Consider the following 17,830-nt stretch of genomic DNA (forward strand, 5'->3'; position numbering starts at 1 on the left):
TTTCTCCATACATGAATAAAAGTGGATGTAAAGGGTAATATACGTCTTAAAACATTCATGGGGTGATGGAAATGTCTAACATGTTGAAACAAGAAGAAATGGAGACATTGAGAGAGTTAATCAAAGACGTAGACACGGCCATGCTGACTACGGTAACTGAAGAAGGGCTTGTTTCTCGTCCTATGAAAACACAAGAAGTAGAGTTTGATGGGGACTTATGGTTCTTCACTAAAAAAGAGACGAATAAATATGAAGAGATTTTACACGATCAAGAAGTTAATGTGGCTTATGCAGGTAAATCATATGTTTCCGTCCGGGGAAGAGCGGAAATCGTTGAGGATTTAGACAAAAAAAAGGAATTGTGGAGCAAAGCATATGAGAAAATTATGCAAACTTCATATGACGACCCTAACGTTGTCTTAATAAAGGTAAAAGCGGAAGCAGCAGAATATTGGGATACCGGTAATTTAACGAAAAAAATCGCCTTTCTCTACAAACGAATGACAGGGCAAACTTCTAAATCAACAGATGTTAATGAAACGGTTGAAATGAATAAATAACAGCCACACAAGGTGGTCAGTATATCTAAGGATAATACCTTCAATTAGGTATTGTCCTTTTACTTGGATTCCGAGGCGTTAGCTATGCATCAGTTCAATTAACAGGGGATTTTTCTACTTTTTATCATTTTGTTTATTAGAGTATCTAACTTCTGTTCAATTTCACTTAATTTCTGTTCCCTTCTTTTAGAGGAACAAACTATACTTTATTTTTGAAGCATTGCACCCGTTAATTTAAGTGAAACTGTTCACAAACATTGAAGAAAATTAATTTAAGTTGACCAGTTTGGAATTAATAAGGTTAGAATTTATTAATTAAATTTATTCTTTGAACTAACCATTTTACAAACACAGCCTTTGCAATATATAGTGGAAACGAATAAATGTATTTCCAGTTATCTAGTTTATAAATATTAAGCCAAACAGTCAGAGGCTCAAATATAAAAGTAAAAATAGTTGCCATAACTAAATTAACAATTATAAATGATTTCCATTTTGTAAAAAATTGATAAACTGTCATATGAGCAACGATAAGTATACCGTGATCAATTGCGACTAATCGTGGTATTACCTGTAATAATTTATAAGGATATGACCAAAGTTGAGCATTAAGACCTATGTCGTCCAATAGTCCAACCAAAAGCATTAATAAGCTCCCAAAAAGCAGAATATCCTTTAATCTATTTTTATCAACATACCTCCACCATAAAATCCAAGGAAGAATAAATATGATCAAAAGTAACCACCATTGAAATGTAAACAAATCGTGGTGGAGCCAATATTCGTTTTTCATTTCAGCTAATTTATATTCGATACTTCGTATTTCATCATAACTTGGATAGGTTGCTTTCAACTTTGTCACTCTCCGTATGTAGATGGTTATAATTAATTATAATCTACGCCTTCTATTTTGGAGTTTATCACCATACTCACAAAATTAAAGACAATAACAACTAGAACAAGAAAAAGCAGTAATATACCTCTCAATCGGAATATTACTTCATATCGCTTATTCTTACATCAAAGATAATCAACAAATATACAATTATGATTATAGATAAGAACCAAGCAAGTAGAGGTTTTTTTTGATGAATTGGCAAAATAAAAAAAATGATGCCTGAGAAGATAATGGACCAACCAAAATTCCAATTATGATGATAAGTAATAAATCCCATCTTATTGTTAATGAATTCAATCACTATATAAATTCCCCACCATAACAAAAACCAAAAAAACCGTTTTATCCAACTTTTAGGAAACCTACCTAAGTATATTAATACTGTTGCAGTGTAAGAAAACGCCATTGCTAAAAGGGTAATCATTGTATGATTTGGTAAAATTAAATCGTGGAAAATCCACATCGATTTATTATAAAGTAAAAAATTATATAAAAAGTCTCCTATTATAAAGAAAAGAATGGTTGGATAATACTGTTTCCAATTTCTCCAATCCCCCCATATTAACGCTGCAATTGAATAAATAGTGCTAATGAAAATATACATAAGACCATTCCCTCGGAGTAATTACCTTTATACTTTCCATTCGGTAGAATTATTATCATTAGTCACACTGTGGTATAGGCTTCAATTTATTTCCTTCTTCAACTCCCTCAGATTAATACGATTTTCTCCCGAATACTCGCTTATTCGCAGGATTTCATAACCATTGATATAGGAATAACAATTTAATGGAATGAGGTCAGATCATAAAGGCTTCGTGAAGGCATAGTTAAATAGAGGAGTAAAGTGTAACTCCACAATTTACCATATAATGTACATGCTCCACGCCTCCCCTGGAGGATTTCCCTCCCATGTCTCAACGGGTCAATCGCCCTCTCATTCCTTCGACATGCCTATCCAAGGGGTGGAGGCCAAATTATGCTAACCTGATGGGTCCGTGCCCTTTCGTGAAAGAAATCTGGTACTCCGTACATATTTGAAATCCTACGAATAAGCCAACATTCGGTAAATCCATGATTATATTTTATATATCCATCCTAAAAGTGGACGAATAAACTTCGCTTCTGTAAGTTATTAGGCCGCCAACGGTGATAATGGTTGAAGTTTATCAGGACAATAGGCTTCATTACGTCGAGAAATACCTACAAATATTCTAGCCAACTTTCCAATTAGTTTCATAATGGATTTCATTTTCTTCATTTTTTTTACTTTAACATTATGAGAATGTAATGCTTTAAATTCTGGGTTGTTCATGATAAGGCTCATTGTTGCTAAGTAAAGGAATCGTCGAAGTCTCGATCTTCCGCGTTTTGAAATGACAATTTGGCCTCTCCACTTTCCTGAACTTGCTTCAGCTAGATGCAATCCTGCATGCCTTAGTAGAGAATTACCGTGGGAGAAACCACTTAAATCTCCTGCCTCACCTAATATGCCAGCCAAAGATACTTCACTAATTCCTTTTATGGTAAGCAGTTTCTTAGCAAAAGGAATTTTGTTTAACGCTTCGGTGACTTGTTGTTCAACCCTCTCGAGTTGTGTTACAGCTAAATCATATCCTCTAATAACTGTTCTAAATGAAATTTATAAGCATCAAGTGCTTGTCTAGTACCGACAGATTTCTTAGATAATTGAAGGAGTAATAGGGCCTTTTTTAATCCAGGCTGTCTCTTCATTATAGATTTCTATAAGGTGTATCCGCTCCACCACGACTGGCTAACCAGGATTCTGCAAAGGATGTTCCAAAATTAACGCTAAAAAAATCATTACAAGTCCAACTAGTCCTAATAAGGTTCCCACAATTAAAAAATACATTGAATTTTCTTTTGTCATTCAGCTTCCCCTCCCCCAACAAAACAAATTTAACATATTATTCCAAAAATACGAGTTAATCTTATTGAATTAACCCCCTTTAGTTGAACAACAAAAAAACCGCCTATTATGGCAGCCCAATCTTCAAGTAACGCACCCGTTAATTAAGTTTAAACAATCCTTACTCTTTCCATTGGTCAAATTATTTTGATAACCAATTTCCTCAGCGGTCATAGTGTATTGCGTACCTCCCAATTTAATAGTATGAGATCCTGACAATTCTTCATAGGTCGGATTCCCAGCTACATCCCCGAAAAGCGTTTCAAATGTATTCACATCCACTGAATGTGTTGTTCCATTCTCATAGGTTTCAAGAAGAATGTAATCAACCTCCTCCTGAGCAAGAGCTGTTTACCCCTTAAACATCAAACCAGCTTCATTTAATGACAAATATAATTTAATCATACTCAACCACTACTCTTCCTGAAAAATTCATTTCCTTATTTAAACTAACATGTCCCTTTAGTCGAACAAAGAAATAGTGTAGCCATTGCAACCACGTGACCAACTCAAGCACCCATTACTTTAAGTGTAATCCTTCACAAATGGTCGATTGAAAAGGCTATTTAACCAAAATTAAACAGCTTGTATTTAATTATTTACTTTTTTTGAAAATAATAAGCTGATAGATACTTTTTCTGTACTAATAACAATAGGAAAGAAAAACAAAGGAAAAATGATGCTATACAATAGACTGCCACAATATTAAATGAATCAGCAATTAATCCCTTCATCATTGTTGAAATTCCAAAAGTTATCATAATCAGTGTAGTTTGTGCAGCGTAAACCTTTGCTAAAAGTTTGCCTTGAATCATACTTTGTATGAGAGTATGAATTGAAATGTTAGTGAATTCTTGAAAAAAACCATTAATTCTAATTAAATAGAGCCATTAAAGGAATCTTATTTAATCCAAACAAAGCTGTTTTTAAGAATACCATAAAGCTGCCTTTGATTATGGTCATCCCCGTACTCATATCCAATTCTTGGGGTCTTCGATAAACATATACTCCCTCAAGCGACAACCCCAATAATAAAGCAGTGTTAATATACCCCCACCAACCAGTATCCACTTTTAATTGTTGTATCATAAATGGATAAAGAAGAGCCGAGACCCATACTGTATTTGCACTGACGTTCAAAAGTAAAAATAAATGTATTGTTCGAAAACTTTTGTTCTGAATAATGATTTTCCAGCCCTCTGTAAATGAAGCTATTTTGTTCTCATTATGCTTCGACCTTTCCCTTTGTCCCGTATCCTTAATCAAGAACATCATCATTGTGGATAGTATATACAGGATAAATGTTAAGAAAAACAATCCTTTGATTCCTAGTAAACTCGCCAATACTCCACCTATTGCCCAACCACCAAGCTGAATAAATTGGCTTATAGAAGAAAGAACACTGTTTGCTTTTGCTAACTCACTAGGAGGAACCAAAAACGGAAGCAATGCACTACTAGAGGGACTAGAAAATCCATCTAAGAAGGAAATCAGGAAAACTAATACAAAAATAAAAATTAATGTCGTTGTTGATAAATAAAACCAACAATAAAACGCTCAAGAAGTAATTTAGAATTAGAGGTAATAACAATAATCGGATTGGTAAGTCGGAAATTTCAGCATACAAAAATCTACATGAGTCCAAGATAAAAAAGAATTATGCCCAAAATTATAATGCCTAAAATTATTAAAGGACTGGCTCCCGAACTATACATTATGTATATAAACACAGTGAGAAATATAAGCAAGAAAAGAGACAGAAAAATCGTTAGAGTCATATTTTTAATTTTCCCCACAATAACTAAGCCTCCTAATGTTTTCAATCTAAACATCACCTGTGACAAAGAAAAAGTATTGATAAAGTTGCATTATAAAATTTTTTAACAGGATTGTTAGTAATACCTTAACCTAATGGGGGGATTGCCCCAGTAGCTGCCTAATTTATTTTCTTATTATCTTTACTTAGAACCTGAATTTCATAAGGACCAGGAAATGATTTGTTAATTTGTTTATATTGGAAAAATTCATTTATGAGTTCCTCAATACGTTTTCCAATTTCTTTAGCATTTTTATCTGTGCTGTTAATTGCAGTATTAATAATAATAGGATTTTTATCATCTATTATAGTTGTCGATGTAACTTTGAGATCCTTTATTTCTATTAAACCTTGATCTATTGAGGGCATCACTTTCATTTCCCAATCTCTTTTTAAATTTGATTTAAAACGGATAGGAATATTTGTAACATTAAATCCTTTTTCTTTAGCTAATTTTAAAAATTCTTTATGAAAATTGTTCACTTCATTTGGATTAATAAGTTCTTTGTTGTTTCTATAAAGCATTAAGTCTAATTGTACAATACGTCCGTTAGTAGCTGAATATTGGGTTCCCATCGAAACATTAATTTTATGAGTCTTCCTCATAATCTGAACAATTTCATTTAGAATCTTTTGTTCATTTTCTTGTCTTTCTGTCTGATTCGTTTTAGACCAATCAGCAAGAACTTTCACTTTATAATCCGTATATTTTTTGGATTGCAAAACTTCTTCAATATTACTTTGAAGGTCGTCTTTTAAATAATTAAAATTTTTCTTAGAATAAGGTCTAATCACAAGAATAACTTCTTTCTTTGCCCGAGAAAGGGTTAGATTATAACCATCTGGATGACCTTTTTTCTTTAACACTTTTTTATTGAAAGAAGATTCAATGGAATTTTCTAATTTGATCGTATCATAATAGGAAATTAAATTATTTGAACTCCCTTTAGTTGTGGCATCATTTTCATGGATTTCCATTTCATTATTCGTTTTATTTGATGTGCATGCTACAACAAAAAATAACATACTAAATAAAACGAATAATATTGATATTCTTTTCAAAAAATCAACCCCTTGAGAAATTATCATTTATAACCAATATTGTAAATTATAACATATTTTTAAGTATTCTTATTAATTTTTCTTATTAGCTAACTTTGAATAGCTAAGCGACTTTTCAACAGCTTTTAATCTTCAACAATCTGGCCCGATTATTGTAAAAAAGCTAATGACGATTGTTCATTAAACTGCCTATTTAGTGGAACAAGAAAAGGGCTGCCGAAGCAGTCCCTATTCTTTATACTAGATCCTTTTGATTTTTCATTTGAGGAAGATGTCTTATTGATGTGTATTGTCGGTGCATACTTTGCAGTTATTTTTGATTTTGCACAACTAATTCTTAACAAAAAAGAACTAGTGAATTTTTAAATTCCAAGCCAAATTGGATATAATAGAGGTATTGTCTTTATTTCTCTTGTTCCAATTACCTGCCCCGTTAGAGCTTAAGTATAATATTTCACAAACTTCAGTTAAGGTAGTTCCCATACAAATTTTTCTCCATTAAAACGTAGGATTTCCCCTCTTTTAGAAAACTAGAGTTGGTCTCTTGTAAACCAAACTTTTTATAGAAATCTACCTTATTCTTTCTGGCATTACACCAAATTCTTTTCACGCAGTGAATCTTTGTTTCCTTCAATACAGTTTCTAACAATTCACTTCCGAATCCATTTCCTTGCTCTTGTTGAAGAGTTGCAAATTTTCTAAACTGGGCTTCTTCATTGTCTATAAATAGTGAGATGACAGAAACCAGTGTGCTTTCTTTAAAAAGACCAAAATGAATACCTAATCTTCTAATTTTATATATTCAAAGGGTTTATCGGACCACATGACTTCATGCCTTATACCCCACACTTGTTCCTGATCTACTTTTCTTATCGTGGTTTCCATTGTCCTCTCCTTTGTTTTCTATAATCCAATATAATCATAAATATTTTTCCCTAACAATAAACAGGTTGCTGTAATAAAAAGGGCACGAACATACCTTATTTCCACAGTTATTTTGATTTAATTCCTGCACCACAAAGAGGTATTATAATTTTTTCATCCGGTGCCTTCTTATATTTTAAATAACCTGCATAGTTTGCAGCTGTTGTGACTTCAACATAGAAACCTTTATCAGCAAGCATTGCTCGTGCACTCAGAATTTCATCTTCTTTAATGTCAATAAATAAACCATTTGTTTCATGTACAGCCTCTAAAATTTGTCTTGAACGTGCTGGGGCTGCAATGGCAATACCTTCTGCTAAAGTACCTTTATTGGTTACAGGTTCTGCTATTTCTTGCCCATTTTCATATGCACTCATAAGAGGTGCACAGTTTGCTGCTTGGATTGCAACAATCTTCGGCATTTTTTCTATTAATTTGTTTACAAATAACTCTTTAAAACCATAATACGCACCAAGTACAAGGGTACCATTACCAACTGGGATGATTAATGTATCTGGAACTCCTTTTAATTGCTCGTAAATTTCATAAGCGTACGTTTTAGTTCCTTCATAAAAATAAGGATTATACACATGACTTGCGTAAAAAACCTTTTCTTCATCTACTGCTTTTTGCGCCGCAGCAGCAATGTCCTCTCGTGTACCGTGAATTTCTTTAATCGTTGCTCCATGGGCTTTTATTTGAGCAATCTTTTTCGGTGAAGTTTCATCGCTTAGATAAATATCACAGGCAATATTACAACGAGCTGCATAAGCTGCAATCGCCGTTCCTGCATTACCACTACTATCGGCAATTACCTTTGACACCCCTAATTCTTTTGCCTTCGTCATTAAAACAACGGCTCCTCGATCTTTAAAAGATACTGTAGGCATCATATAATCAACTTTTACATACGTATTTGGCTCCATAGGATCTAGAAGGATTAAGGGTGATTGACCTTCACCCATTGTCACCGATTCCCATGTCCTAGAATCTTTTGCAAATGGCATGGTTTCAAAATAGCGCCATAATGTGTTTGGATAGTTATTCCATACAGCAACATCAATTTTGGGAGCATCTTTAACTATGTTTAATACTTCGCCACATTCACATTTCCATATAGTTGGTGTAATATCATGCTTTTTGCCACAACTGTTACAAATAAAATGTTCCATCATTTATCATTCCTTTCAGATAATTTTTTATATAAATTAGACTTTTTTATACAAAATAAACAAAAAAAATATAACTAAATATATGCAATGGCATCAATTTCAATTTTGAATCCAAAATGTAATTCATTAGTGGGTACAACGGTACGTGCTGGTTTATGTTCACCGAAAAATTCTTTATAAATTGCATCTACTTTATCCCATAACTTAACATCAGGAATATATAATGTCATACGCAAAATCTGCTCTTTTTTACTTCCAGCTGCTTCTACAATCATTTCCACATTTTTAAGTGCTTGTAATGTTTCTTCTTCGATAGTGCCAAATTGCTTTTTACGGGTTTCTGGATCAATGGCAAATTGCCCTGATACATAGGCAGTGTTCTGATGAACTGTTGCTAATGCATAGTGTCCATTTGATTTTAAATTTCCTACTTTAAAGATGCTTTTCATTTGATTCTTCCTTAACTTGATTTATTTTTGATTTCATCCAAATAACTATAAACGGTTACTTTGGAGATGCCTAACAAAGATGCGACTTTCTCAACAGATCCTTTCAATAAAAAAATACCTTTTTCATCCATAAACCTAATTAATTCAATCTTTTCATGGCGTTTCATGACTGGATGTACACTGTTTTGAATGATTTGTTGAATCAATTGATCCACTATTCCTTCAACATTTTCAATTTCATCATCTGATTTTGTTTCATTCTTTTGAACTTCAACTTGTGTTGAAAGAAACGTACTCATAAATTGTTGCATTTGATTCAGTGGTTCAACATCAAAATTTATGCAGAAAGCACCGATTACATTTTGCTTGGAATCACGGATTAATGAAGTCGAAGAACGAATCGTGCGCTTATCTTCTGTTACAAATGTATAACCTGCAAGATAATCTTCTTTAAAGTTTTCTGAACGTAAAACAGTCTTCACTAAGTGATCAAATGATTGCCCGATTTCTCTTCCTGTAACATGGTTATTTACTGTAAACATTACAGAGCTTCGAGGGTTCGTCAAATCATGAATAACGACTTCACAGTTTGGTCCAAACATTTTTGCAGTAGATTTTGCTACAGAAATAAAACTCTCTAATACTTTCTTACTTTCTTCCATTTCTAACTACCTCATTTTTTAAAGTCCGTTTAATTATATATTTTTTTATACAAAGAAAGCAATATGTAGATTTTTTTATATGTTTTTAAAAAAACGCAAAACTCCAATACGCAAAATCCAAAATTCACTGTTTGACTTGCAGCCAGCGTTGGGGGTCAGGCACGAAATCCTTTAATCAAAAAAGGAAAGCATTCTGCTCACGCAAGAACACTTTCCTTTTTGAGAAATGTAAATTGTATACTCAACCAATTGAGCGGTAACTTTCTTCAATTATTTGACTTCAGGTTTTTCTTTAGCCATAGAGTCAAATAATTGTGTAGATGATAAGGCATTGAATGGTAAAGTGACATTGTGTTTAAGTCCTTCGTTATATGCCGCTTTTAAGTCTTTAAGTAAAACAGCTAAGGCAGTGTCTGCTGTCCATTCAGAAACATCGCTCCAATTTCTAACTACCCAGCTATCTCCTGTACTAACTTTTAGTAGTTTTAATATCTCTTCTTGAGGTAAGTTATAGTGTTTTCCTAATTTAAGTCCTTCAGCTAATGCATTCATGTTAATACCTAAAATCATATTATTAACTAATTTTGCTACTTGGCTGTTGCCTGGTTTCTCTCCATAGTAGAATATATTGGAACCCATCGCATCAAAGTAGGCCTTAAATGATTTCACGATTGTTTCTGAACCAGCTGTCATAATTGATAATGTTCCCGCTTGAGCACCTGAAGAACCACCACTTACTGCAGCACTAATTAATTTCAAATCACTTTCTTCTTCGACTTTTTTGCCTAATTGATTCATAGTATCAGGGTCAAGTGTACTCATGACAATAATGGTTTTATTTTTAGGTTGGGCAGATACTAGACCGTCCTCACCAAAAATAATGTCTACATTTTGGGCATAATCACGAACCATTGAGATCATCGCTTCGTCAGCTTGTTCCGCCACTTCTTTTAAAGTCTCTACCATGGTTATTCCTTCAGCTTTAGCCTTCTCATAAACACCTTTAAAAGCATCATAACCGATTACTTCAAAACCAGCTTTCTTTAAATTAACTGCCATCGGGAAGCCCATCGTTCCTAATCCTACAAATCCTATTTTTTTACCCATGATTCGTTCCTCCTATCTAGTTTGAGTCCCTTTGTTGTTTCGTACTTTTTCTAAAGAAGGGCTTTTCTTTTGGAGTCCTTATATCAAACCGATCAAATCCCCTATTTCCTTACTGTAAATATTCTGCTCGGTTTTCTCTTAACCCTTAACCCAGTTTCCGTTCTCCTGCGGATCAAGCGGAATGTTAAAGGTTTGGATGAAGCCTGATAACATATTGTAATACCCAATGACAATCATGGCATCCGCCAATTCTTCAATGGAGAAGTGTTCAAGCGTGTGTTTAAATACAACGCCCGGCACTTTCCCTTGCTCAAGCATAAACTTCCCAAATTTCAACAGGGACCGTTCACGTACTGTAAATACTTGACTATCATCAAACCGTTGTTCAGCGATGGCGATGAATTGATCTTCACGCACGCCTGCTGCTTGGGAAATAGAAACATGTTGTTCCCATTCATATTCGGCACCTCCATGCGCAGCCACCTGCAGAACGAGAAGCTCTTTATGGTAATCGGACAGTGTAAGCCTCTTAAAAATGGCATCGGTTAGATCCATGACTTCCACGAAAGTACCTGGGCTATACCCCATCATCCGGAAAAAATTCACAACTGTAGGTAAGCTTTCGTACCTTTGCTTCACTCGCTCAGGCAATTTTGAGAAATCAGGAAAATCTATTTTAACTATAGAACTTAACTTGTCATTACTAGACAATTTAGGTCACCTCTTCTAATAATTTCTTACTTATCTGTAGTACTACTGTTCATCATGGATCCAAACGAAAGAAGTTTTTAATGTAACTCTATGTTTCTAATTTAGTATACATTTTATTTAATTATGGGTAAAATACATATTTAGAATGCTAATCATGCATATTTTTCATAGATCGGAGATTACCGTCATGGATATACGTCATCTCACTTATTTTATAGAAGTAGCCAAATACAAAAGTTTTACGAAAGCTTCGAAATCCCTCCATTTGTCACAGTCCACCCTAAGTAAAGTAGTCAAAGGTTTCGAAGAAGAGTTAAATGTAGAACTGATTGACCGTTCCGCAAAGAAAATTGAATTAACAGAAGCAGGAGAAATTGTTTTAGAACAAGGGGAAATGATCATAGAATCGCTAAATGATTTATCTACCCATCTATATGATTTATTGAACTTAAAAAAAGGTAAAATAAAAATCGGGATACCGCCAATCATTGGTTTTTTATTTTTCCCAAAAATCATTAAAGGATTTAATAACCTTTACCCCGATATCAAAATAAAGATTTTTGAAGATGATTCTAAAAAGGTTAAACAGGGGGTTAAAGAAGGGATATTAGATCTTGGTGTAGTTATTCTACCAGTGGATGAAAAGGAATTTGATGTTATTCCCTTTGTTCATGATGAACTGTCGCTCTTCGTCCATTGTTCCCATCCATTAGCGCAGAGGGAACAAGTGGAAATGAAAGAGTTACAGAATGAAACCTTCATTCTATTTAAAAGAGACTTTGGGTTTCATGAACTCATTATTCAAGAATGCTTACAAGCTGGTTTTCGTCCAAAAGTTGCTTACGAAAGCACTGAGTGGGATTTTATTAGTGGAATGATCGGCGAAAACTTAGGGATTTCAATTTTCCCAAAACCCATTGCCAAAAAAGTCGATCAAGTTTTAATCAAGGCGATTCCCATCGTCAATCCAAGTATCCCTTGGGATTTAAAATTTATTTCAAAAAAAAGAAGTACGCTTCACCTGCTGTTCGTGAATTTATGAAGTTTGTTTCAGCTGACCCCATATACTCATGATACCTTTCACTTTGACGTATCTAACTGATGTTTAATTGCACTAACTATGGACAGTATAGGGATATTCTCTCTTGTAATCCTTTAGAGACTTCTTCTGGCACTTCCCTGACCTTGATATCCGTGCCTAAAAAAAGCAGCCAATTCGTCATTTCGGTCAATTCCTCTGAATGATGAACATTAATAAAAGTCTTTAGAATGGCTGTCGTTTGGTATGGATTCGTATAGGAAATGGAAACTTTTAATGGATGGTACTTTTTGAATTGGGCAATCGCCTTTGGACCAAGTTCGAGGACAAGGTTCACTGCTTCTTCCTTCTTACTTAGTTTCTCTAAAATCTTTTTCTTACTTACTCTTTTTTTCACAGGATATGGCGCGACATCGGTGAGATTGTCTACAGGAAAAACCTGCTTCTGTTCACCCTTTAAGTCAAAAGCTTCTATTAACCATAGACTTTTTTCACGATAGAGGTTTAAGAGATAAATGGGATAAGATTTTATGATCTTCTCTTCTTTGATGGTAATCAATAAGGAGCGATCCAAAAGAAGAAGTTGAATGAGTTTTTCTAACATAGGATGAGGGAGATCTGTCAACTCAAGCAGGTCGGGATTATTGGGGTTGGTCCCTTCAAAAAGCAAGATTTGATTTAAATGAACAAGGTCGTCTTGCTGGTTTTCTGAGATAAGTCCCAGTAGTTTCTCAGCTAAAGACTGACGACTCTTTAGATAAGGGAGTTGTTGATTTCTTGTGGCCATAAACGCGATAAAAAGAGCTTTGACCTCGTTATCGGTAAAGCGAACAGTGGGCAGGACAGAGTTGTTCATGACAAAATAACCCCCATCCCTTCCAACTTCAGCGACAAGCGGCATCCCCATGGCTTCAATTTCTCTGATATCTCTAATCGCTGTTGAACGAGAGATATTAAATTCCCGCATAATTTCCGTAATGGTAAAGTGGGCACGGTTGTTGATATACCGCATGATGATATTAATTCGCTCAACTTTTTTCATTCAGCTGCGCACCTCCTAAACAGTATCACTTATTGACATGATTTAAGGTTATTATAAACTCATCAAGTGAAAAAACAAGTCATTTGATGAGTTTGAAGGCTGTGTTAAAAGTGGTTGTTGATTTCCGCTCCAGGCTGCTCGCTTTCCGCGGGGCGGGCGGTGAGCCTCCTCGGCGCTGAAAGCGCCTGTGGGGTCTCACCTGTCCGCTGCTCCCGCAGGAGTCTCGCACCTTCCGCTTCAATCAACACTGTTTAAAAATCAACATTGTTCTTTAACAAGCCAATAAAAAAAGAGGATGGGATTGAATATGGCAGATTTTAAACTGGAAGAAAAAGATAGCTTTACCGTTCTAGGTATTGGTACTGAGCTTAAGAGTCATTATACAGACTATGCGGGTATAAACAAGGAAAAGTCAGATTTTTGGCAATCCATCAAACAAGATGGAACGCTTGATACTTTAAAGTCCATAGCTGCAAATGACTATATTTTTGTCGTGAACGAAGCAGTGAATAGCAAGATGATGCATTATGCTGGCGTCATGACAGATCAATCGTTACCGGAAGCAGACAGAATGATCCAATTTCCCAAAGGGGAATACCTTGTAGTGCAAGGTGAAGCAAAGACAGATGAAGAGCTGAGTAATATACTTACAGGCATTGCATTTGGTCAAGTTTTGCCAGAAGCAAAGGATTTTGCCTATGTTGGCGGACCCAATGCAGCGGTTCAGATGGGAGAACGAAACGGCGTCCTATTTGGTGAAATGTGGATTCCTGTTGTGAGGAAGTAACGAAGGAATAGGAGGATGGAAATGTCCTATATGGTTGATTTTAAACAGGTTTCTACGGTTGGTTTAGAGGCTTCGCCAGTAGCAGATGCGCTTGCTGGTTTACGCGCGAATGAAGCTCGTTATTTTATGAACAAATACAAGCATGAATTTACGGTTGTACCCGCTAGCAAAAGCCAGGATACCCTTGATTATGTGAACAAAATCTTGAAGGAAGAACGTGATCTTGAGTTTGCGGCTAAACCTTTAGAGACGTCGCGTTTTCAAGTGGAAAATATCGATTGGACTTACGTCTTTTATGAGGATGGTCTTTCGGTCAACGTCCTGTATTCGCTTGATGGCCCTAAGCCAAAGCGGGCCGTTGGTTTTAAGCTTTCTGAGGGTATGGAGGTACCACAGGAGCTCGTAGGGAAATTTAAGTTTGCCAGGCAGAAGTCTAAATTGGCTGGAACCATTCGAGGCTCGTATTTTGTCATTAAAGGAGAATATTAACATAGCAGCACCCTTTCATCATATGAAAGGGTGCTTTTCCTTTCTTCGCAAAAACCTCATTTACTTCTGAAACGATTCACCATAAAGCATCTAAATGAGGTTTTATTATTCCTTAGAATAACAGTTTCACCTTACCGTTTCTATCTTGAATTTCCTGCAGTTCCGTTCATCCCTTCACAATTATTTATTATTTTTTCGTGTCCAATCTGGGTAGAAACTTCTGTATACACAAAATGAGGATGGAAATAGTAACATTATACTTTTTAAACTGGGGGATATATATGAATTTACAATCTGGAACCTATTATTGGCCTACTACTTTTCCTGATGCTCCATCCTACCCAGCATTGGAAGAAGACCTATCTTGTGATGTATTAGTCATTGGTGGAGGGAGCTCAGGAGCTCAGTGTGCATATTATCTCGCTGATACTAATTTAGATGTGGCTGTAATTGAAAAATCAACAATTGGCAGCGGCAGTACTAGTACGAATACAGCCCTCCTTCAATATTCCGGTGAAAAAATGTTTACCGATTTGATCAACACCTTTGGCATCGATTACATCGAAAGACATTTACAATTACTAAAAGAAGCAATTAATGAAATTGAGAAAGCCTCAATGAGCGTCTCCATTGATTGTGAGTTCAATCGAAGAGACACCCTCTATTCCGCAAGCTGTGCAGAAGACGTTGAAAGGTTAAAAAAAGAATATGAATTTTTAAAGCAGCATAACTGTGAACTTACTTTTTTAACAAAGGAAGATATTGAAGCAAAATATTCTTTTAGCAGGGATGCTGCTATTTATTCATACAATGATGCAGAAATCAATCCCTTCCGATTTACCCATGCGCTATTGGAGTATGCTGCAAGTAAAGGGGTTCATATATTTGAACATACGGAAATGAATGGTCATCATTTTGATGAAAAACAGGGAAAAATGATTATTTCAACAAAGAATGGCAAGTCTATACAAGCGCGATATATTATTTTTGCAGCAGGTTATGAAGGAATAGACATGAAAAAAGAGAAAAAAGCATCCTTTGTAAGTACATATACAGTAACAACCAATCCAGTCGGTCGTTTCTCCGATTGGTATAACAGGACCCTCATCTGGGAAACCGCTCGTCCTTATTTATTTATGCGTACAACCAGAGATAACCGGATTATCATAGGCGGACTTGATGATAATACTACGTATCATGAAGATCGAGATAGAAAACTGATTCACAAAAAGAATAAACTCATTGAAGAATTTAATAAAATGTTCCCCGCCATTCAAGTACAGCCGGAATATTACTTAGCTGCATTTTACGGAGGAACGCTGGACGGCATTCCGATTATCGGCAAGTATGGTGAATTTCCAAATAGCTATTTCCTGTTTGCCTTTGGTGATAACGGGACGGTTTACAGCCAATTGCTGTCGAAGATTATTGTAAAGGAAATTGTTGAAGGGGAATCTCCGGATATAGCTCTATACTTGCAAGAACGCCCTCTGCTCAACAAAAGTTGAAAAACAGTTGTTCTTGTTTTATTTGATGGGATGTTGTGGCTTGTAGTATGAATTAATAAATGCAAATCAGCATAATAGTAAAAAAACGATTGGAGTTGATTGCATTGAACAATTTCAATCCTGAAAAACTATCTGTAGAATACATGGATGGGATCGCTGCTGCGGGCCCTGTTATTCCAAGGAATTACACGCTAACTCACTCTGATTTAACTGGAGATCTGTTTTTAACTATAGGAATTCATTATGCCTGGGATAAAATCAATCCTATGAGAGATGAAGTATTAGGTGAATGGAAACAAACTGGAGGTTCCTTGTATTATTGTGTTTATTTGCATATTGATCAAGGACAATATAACCAAAATAAATCAGCAAAACGCAATGAAATATTTAGACGTGAATTACCGCTTGCCTTAACAGCTATTCGATACGGTGATAGATTTTTTTCAACGCATACCCTAATCTAGATCAAGCGACAATAATCATTCATTTTATGTCCGCCTACCCTCAGTTTGCTAGACAAGAAAACTGGGGAACTTTCCACCATTTTTCATACAGATCATGATCTAAGATTGTATGTCACAACTAACATAGTCACTTCCTCCACCAACGTACATTCTTCTTATCGTTTACTTGAAAACAAAAAAGCTCATTTACCGATTAAAATAATAAGAAGGCACTTAATCAGTGCCTTCTTATTATAAACTGCCTTTATTTATGGTACGGTTCACCATGTTTTATCTAAATAAGGTTTAGATAATAATTTTTTGTATTATTGCTAATTAAAAAGCTCATCTCGCTGAAATATATGCCTTGCTATGCTATCCTAATATCCGAAAATAGCAACATACTGATTTTGCAATACAAACCTATTATCTAACCATCCTAAGGTGTTCAAGACATATCCTAAAGAATCTGCATTGTATCTTCCGGCAATTTTTTGAAACGCCAATAGCTCATACACTTTATTTGAATCAAAATCTACAGGATATAAGCCGCTTAGAGGATTTACAAAACCGGAAATAGGACTTTTTAGTTTGCCTTTTCCATCATATATCTCATTTAAATACTCAGCACCTTTTGTTGAAATGTCTATTATATACTTTTTATTATTAATCTTGCTGACAACTTCCACTTTGTAATTATCTTGATAAGTAACCCCATATTGATATTGCTCATTATATATATTGATATCAAATAGTAATTGTTCTGTATTTTCCACAAAGGAATAAATAGTATGGTACATAATTCCGCCACTGCCGCCTGTAGCAGTACTTATTAAAATATCATCCACTCTATTCCCAGTAAAATCCCCCAAGAATATAGTAGGATTGTAGCCTGCACTTTCACGAAGGGGAACACTTTTTGCCTTTCCAGTTCTGCCATCTTGAACATGCAGGGTAATATTTTGAATAAATGGACTAGCTGGAGTCTTTATTCCGGTTAAATAGACATTATCATGGACTCGATCTCCGGTTACATCACCACGTGCAAACGAAACAATACTTGGCTGATTCATAGTTGTCCTAGAATAATAGTTATACATAACCTACTCCTTATCATGGTGATCACCATGATGATTTTCTGAAGTTCTAAAAGAATTATAGCTCTTTATTTAATAAGTAATATCCAATCACCAGCATCATAAAATTTATAAGGCCAGCTGAATTTTCATGA

Annotated in this window: 15 protein-coding genes and 4 pseudogenes; 6 read left to right on the forward strand and 13 right to left on the reverse strand. The window is 35.0% G+C overall.

Translation table 11 applies throughout. The annotated features are described in order from the left end of the window. Positions 1-71: 71 nt before the first annotated feature. Positions 72-560 (forward strand): pyridoxamine 5'-phosphate oxidase family protein, encoded by a 489-nt coding sequence (locus ACFQZ9_RS02700; RefSeq protein ID WP_498942207.1) that lies wholly within the window; start codon positions 72-74, stop codon positions 558-560. A gap of 301 nt (positions 561-861) precedes the next feature. Here the strand turns inward: ACFQZ9_RS02700 and ACFQZ9_RS02705 are convergent, their stop codons facing one another. From ACFQZ9_RS02705 to ACFQZ9_RS02755, 11 genes and pseudogenes are all read right to left on the reverse strand, one after another. Further along, complete coding sequence (locus ACFQZ9_RS02705; RefSeq protein WP_198312774.1) at positions 862-1,413, reverse strand: CBO0543 family protein; 552 nt, start codon at positions 1,411-1,413, stop codon at positions 862-864. Between the two features lie 142 nt (positions 1,414-1,555). Continuing rightward, a complete protein-coding gene (locus ACFQZ9_RS02710) occupies positions 1,556-2,062 on the reverse strand; it encodes a CBO0543 family protein (RefSeq protein ID WP_498942208.1) in 507 nt (168 codons plus the stop codon). 531 nt (positions 2,063-2,593) lie between these two features. Then, a pseudogene (locus tag ACFQZ9_RS02715) lies at positions 2,594-3,201 on the reverse strand (transposase); the annotation flags it as partial. A 1,060-nt stretch (positions 3,202-4,261) separates the two neighbouring features. Continuing rightward, positions 4,262-4,927 (reverse strand): annotated as a pseudogene (locus ACFQZ9_RS02720) (MFS transporter); the annotation flags it as partial. 397 nt (positions 4,928-5,324) lie between these two features. Beyond that, entirely contained in the window at positions 5,325-6,266 is a 942-nt protein-coding gene (locus ACFQZ9_RS02725) for a hypothetical protein (RefSeq protein WP_498942209.1), read from the reverse strand. Between the two features lie 463 nt (positions 6,267-6,729). Then, entirely contained in the window at positions 6,730-7,068 is a 339-nt protein-coding gene (locus tag ACFQZ9_RS02730; RefSeq protein ID WP_498942589.1) for a GNAT family N-acetyltransferase, read from the reverse strand. A gap of 190 nt (positions 7,069-7,258) precedes the next feature. Further along, positions 7,259-8,362, reverse strand: a complete 1,104-nt coding sequence (locus tag ACFQZ9_RS02735; RefSeq protein WP_498942210.1) for a threonine synthase — start codon at positions 8,360-8,362, stop codon at positions 7,259-7,261. Positions 8,363-8,436: 74 nt separating this feature from the next. Then, positions 8,437-8,811: a RidA family protein gene (locus ACFQZ9_RS02740; RefSeq protein ID WP_498942211.1), complete on the reverse strand. Its 375-nt coding sequence runs from the start codon at positions 8,809-8,811 to the stop codon at positions 8,437-8,439. Positions 8,812-8,822: 11 nt separating this feature from the next. Beyond that, positions 8,823-9,473 (reverse strand): helix-turn-helix transcriptional regulator, encoded by a 651-nt coding sequence (locus ACFQZ9_RS02745; protein WP_498942212.1) that lies wholly within the window; start codon positions 9,471-9,473, stop codon positions 8,823-8,825. Positions 9,474-9,743: 270 nt separating this feature from the next. After that, positions 9,744-10,580 carry an NAD(P)-dependent oxidoreductase gene (locus tag ACFQZ9_RS02750; protein ID WP_498942213.1) on the reverse strand — a complete coding sequence of 279 codons (837 nt, stop codon included), beginning with the start codon at positions 10,578-10,580 and terminating at the stop codon, positions 9,744-9,746. A 138-nt stretch (positions 10,581-10,718) separates the two neighbouring features. Further along, on the reverse strand, positions 10,719-11,231 hold the full coding sequence (locus ACFQZ9_RS02755) for a carboxymuconolactone decarboxylase family protein (protein ID WP_498942214.1): 513 nt from the start codon (positions 11,229-11,231) through the stop codon (positions 10,719-10,721). Positions 11,232-11,478: 247 nt separating this feature from the next. On the opposite strand from ACFQZ9_RS02755, the pseudogene ACFQZ9_RS02760 reads away from it, so the two are divergent. Then, positions 11,479-12,365: pseudogene (locus ACFQZ9_RS02760) on the forward strand (LysR family transcriptional regulator). Positions 12,366-12,409: 44 nt separating this feature from the next. Here the strand turns inward: ACFQZ9_RS02760 and ACFQZ9_RS02765 are convergent. Beyond that, positions 12,410-13,372 carry a helix-turn-helix transcriptional regulator gene (locus tag ACFQZ9_RS02765; RefSeq protein ID WP_498942215.1) on the reverse strand — a complete coding sequence of 321 codons (963 nt, stop codon included), beginning with the start codon at positions 13,370-13,372 and terminating at the stop codon, positions 12,410-12,412. 307 nt (positions 13,373-13,679) lie between these two features. On the opposite strand from ACFQZ9_RS02765, the gene ACFQZ9_RS02770 reads away from it, so the two are divergent. The 4 genes and pseudogenes from ACFQZ9_RS02770 (at position 13,680) to ACFQZ9_RS02785 (ending at position 16,718) form a co-directional block, all read left to right on the forward strand. After that, complete coding sequence (locus tag ACFQZ9_RS02770; RefSeq protein ID WP_498942590.1) at positions 13,680-14,159, forward strand: GyrI-like domain-containing protein; 480 nt, start codon at positions 13,680-13,682, stop codon at positions 14,157-14,159. A 21-nt stretch (positions 14,160-14,180) separates the two neighbouring features. Beyond that, entirely contained in the window at positions 14,181-14,648 is a 468-nt protein-coding gene (locus tag ACFQZ9_RS02775) for a DUF8821 family protein (RefSeq protein WP_498942216.1), read from the forward strand. 281 nt (positions 14,649-14,929) lie between these two features. Beyond that, entirely contained in the window at positions 14,930-16,156 is a 1,227-nt protein-coding gene (locus tag ACFQZ9_RS02780; protein ID WP_498942217.1) for an NAD(P)/FAD-dependent oxidoreductase, read from the forward strand. Positions 16,157-16,299: 143 nt separating this feature from the next. Further along, positions 16,300-16,718 (forward strand): annotated as a pseudogene (locus ACFQZ9_RS02785) (staygreen family protein). A gap of 261 nt (positions 16,719-16,979) precedes the next feature. On the opposite strand, the gene ACFQZ9_RS02790 reads toward ACFQZ9_RS02785, so the two are convergent. After that, positions 16,980-17,699: a YybI family spore inner coat protein gene (locus tag ACFQZ9_RS02790; protein ID WP_498942218.1), complete on the reverse strand. Its 720-nt coding sequence runs from the start codon at positions 17,697-17,699 to the stop codon at positions 16,980-16,982. Positions 17,700-17,830 lie beyond the last annotated feature (131 nt).

Source organism: Neobacillus sp. GCM10027624 (assembly GCF_042675345.1).
In the GTDB taxonomy this organism is placed as follows: domain Bacteria; phylum Bacillota; class Bacilli; order Bacillales; family Cytobacillaceae; genus Neobacillus; species Neobacillus cucumis_D.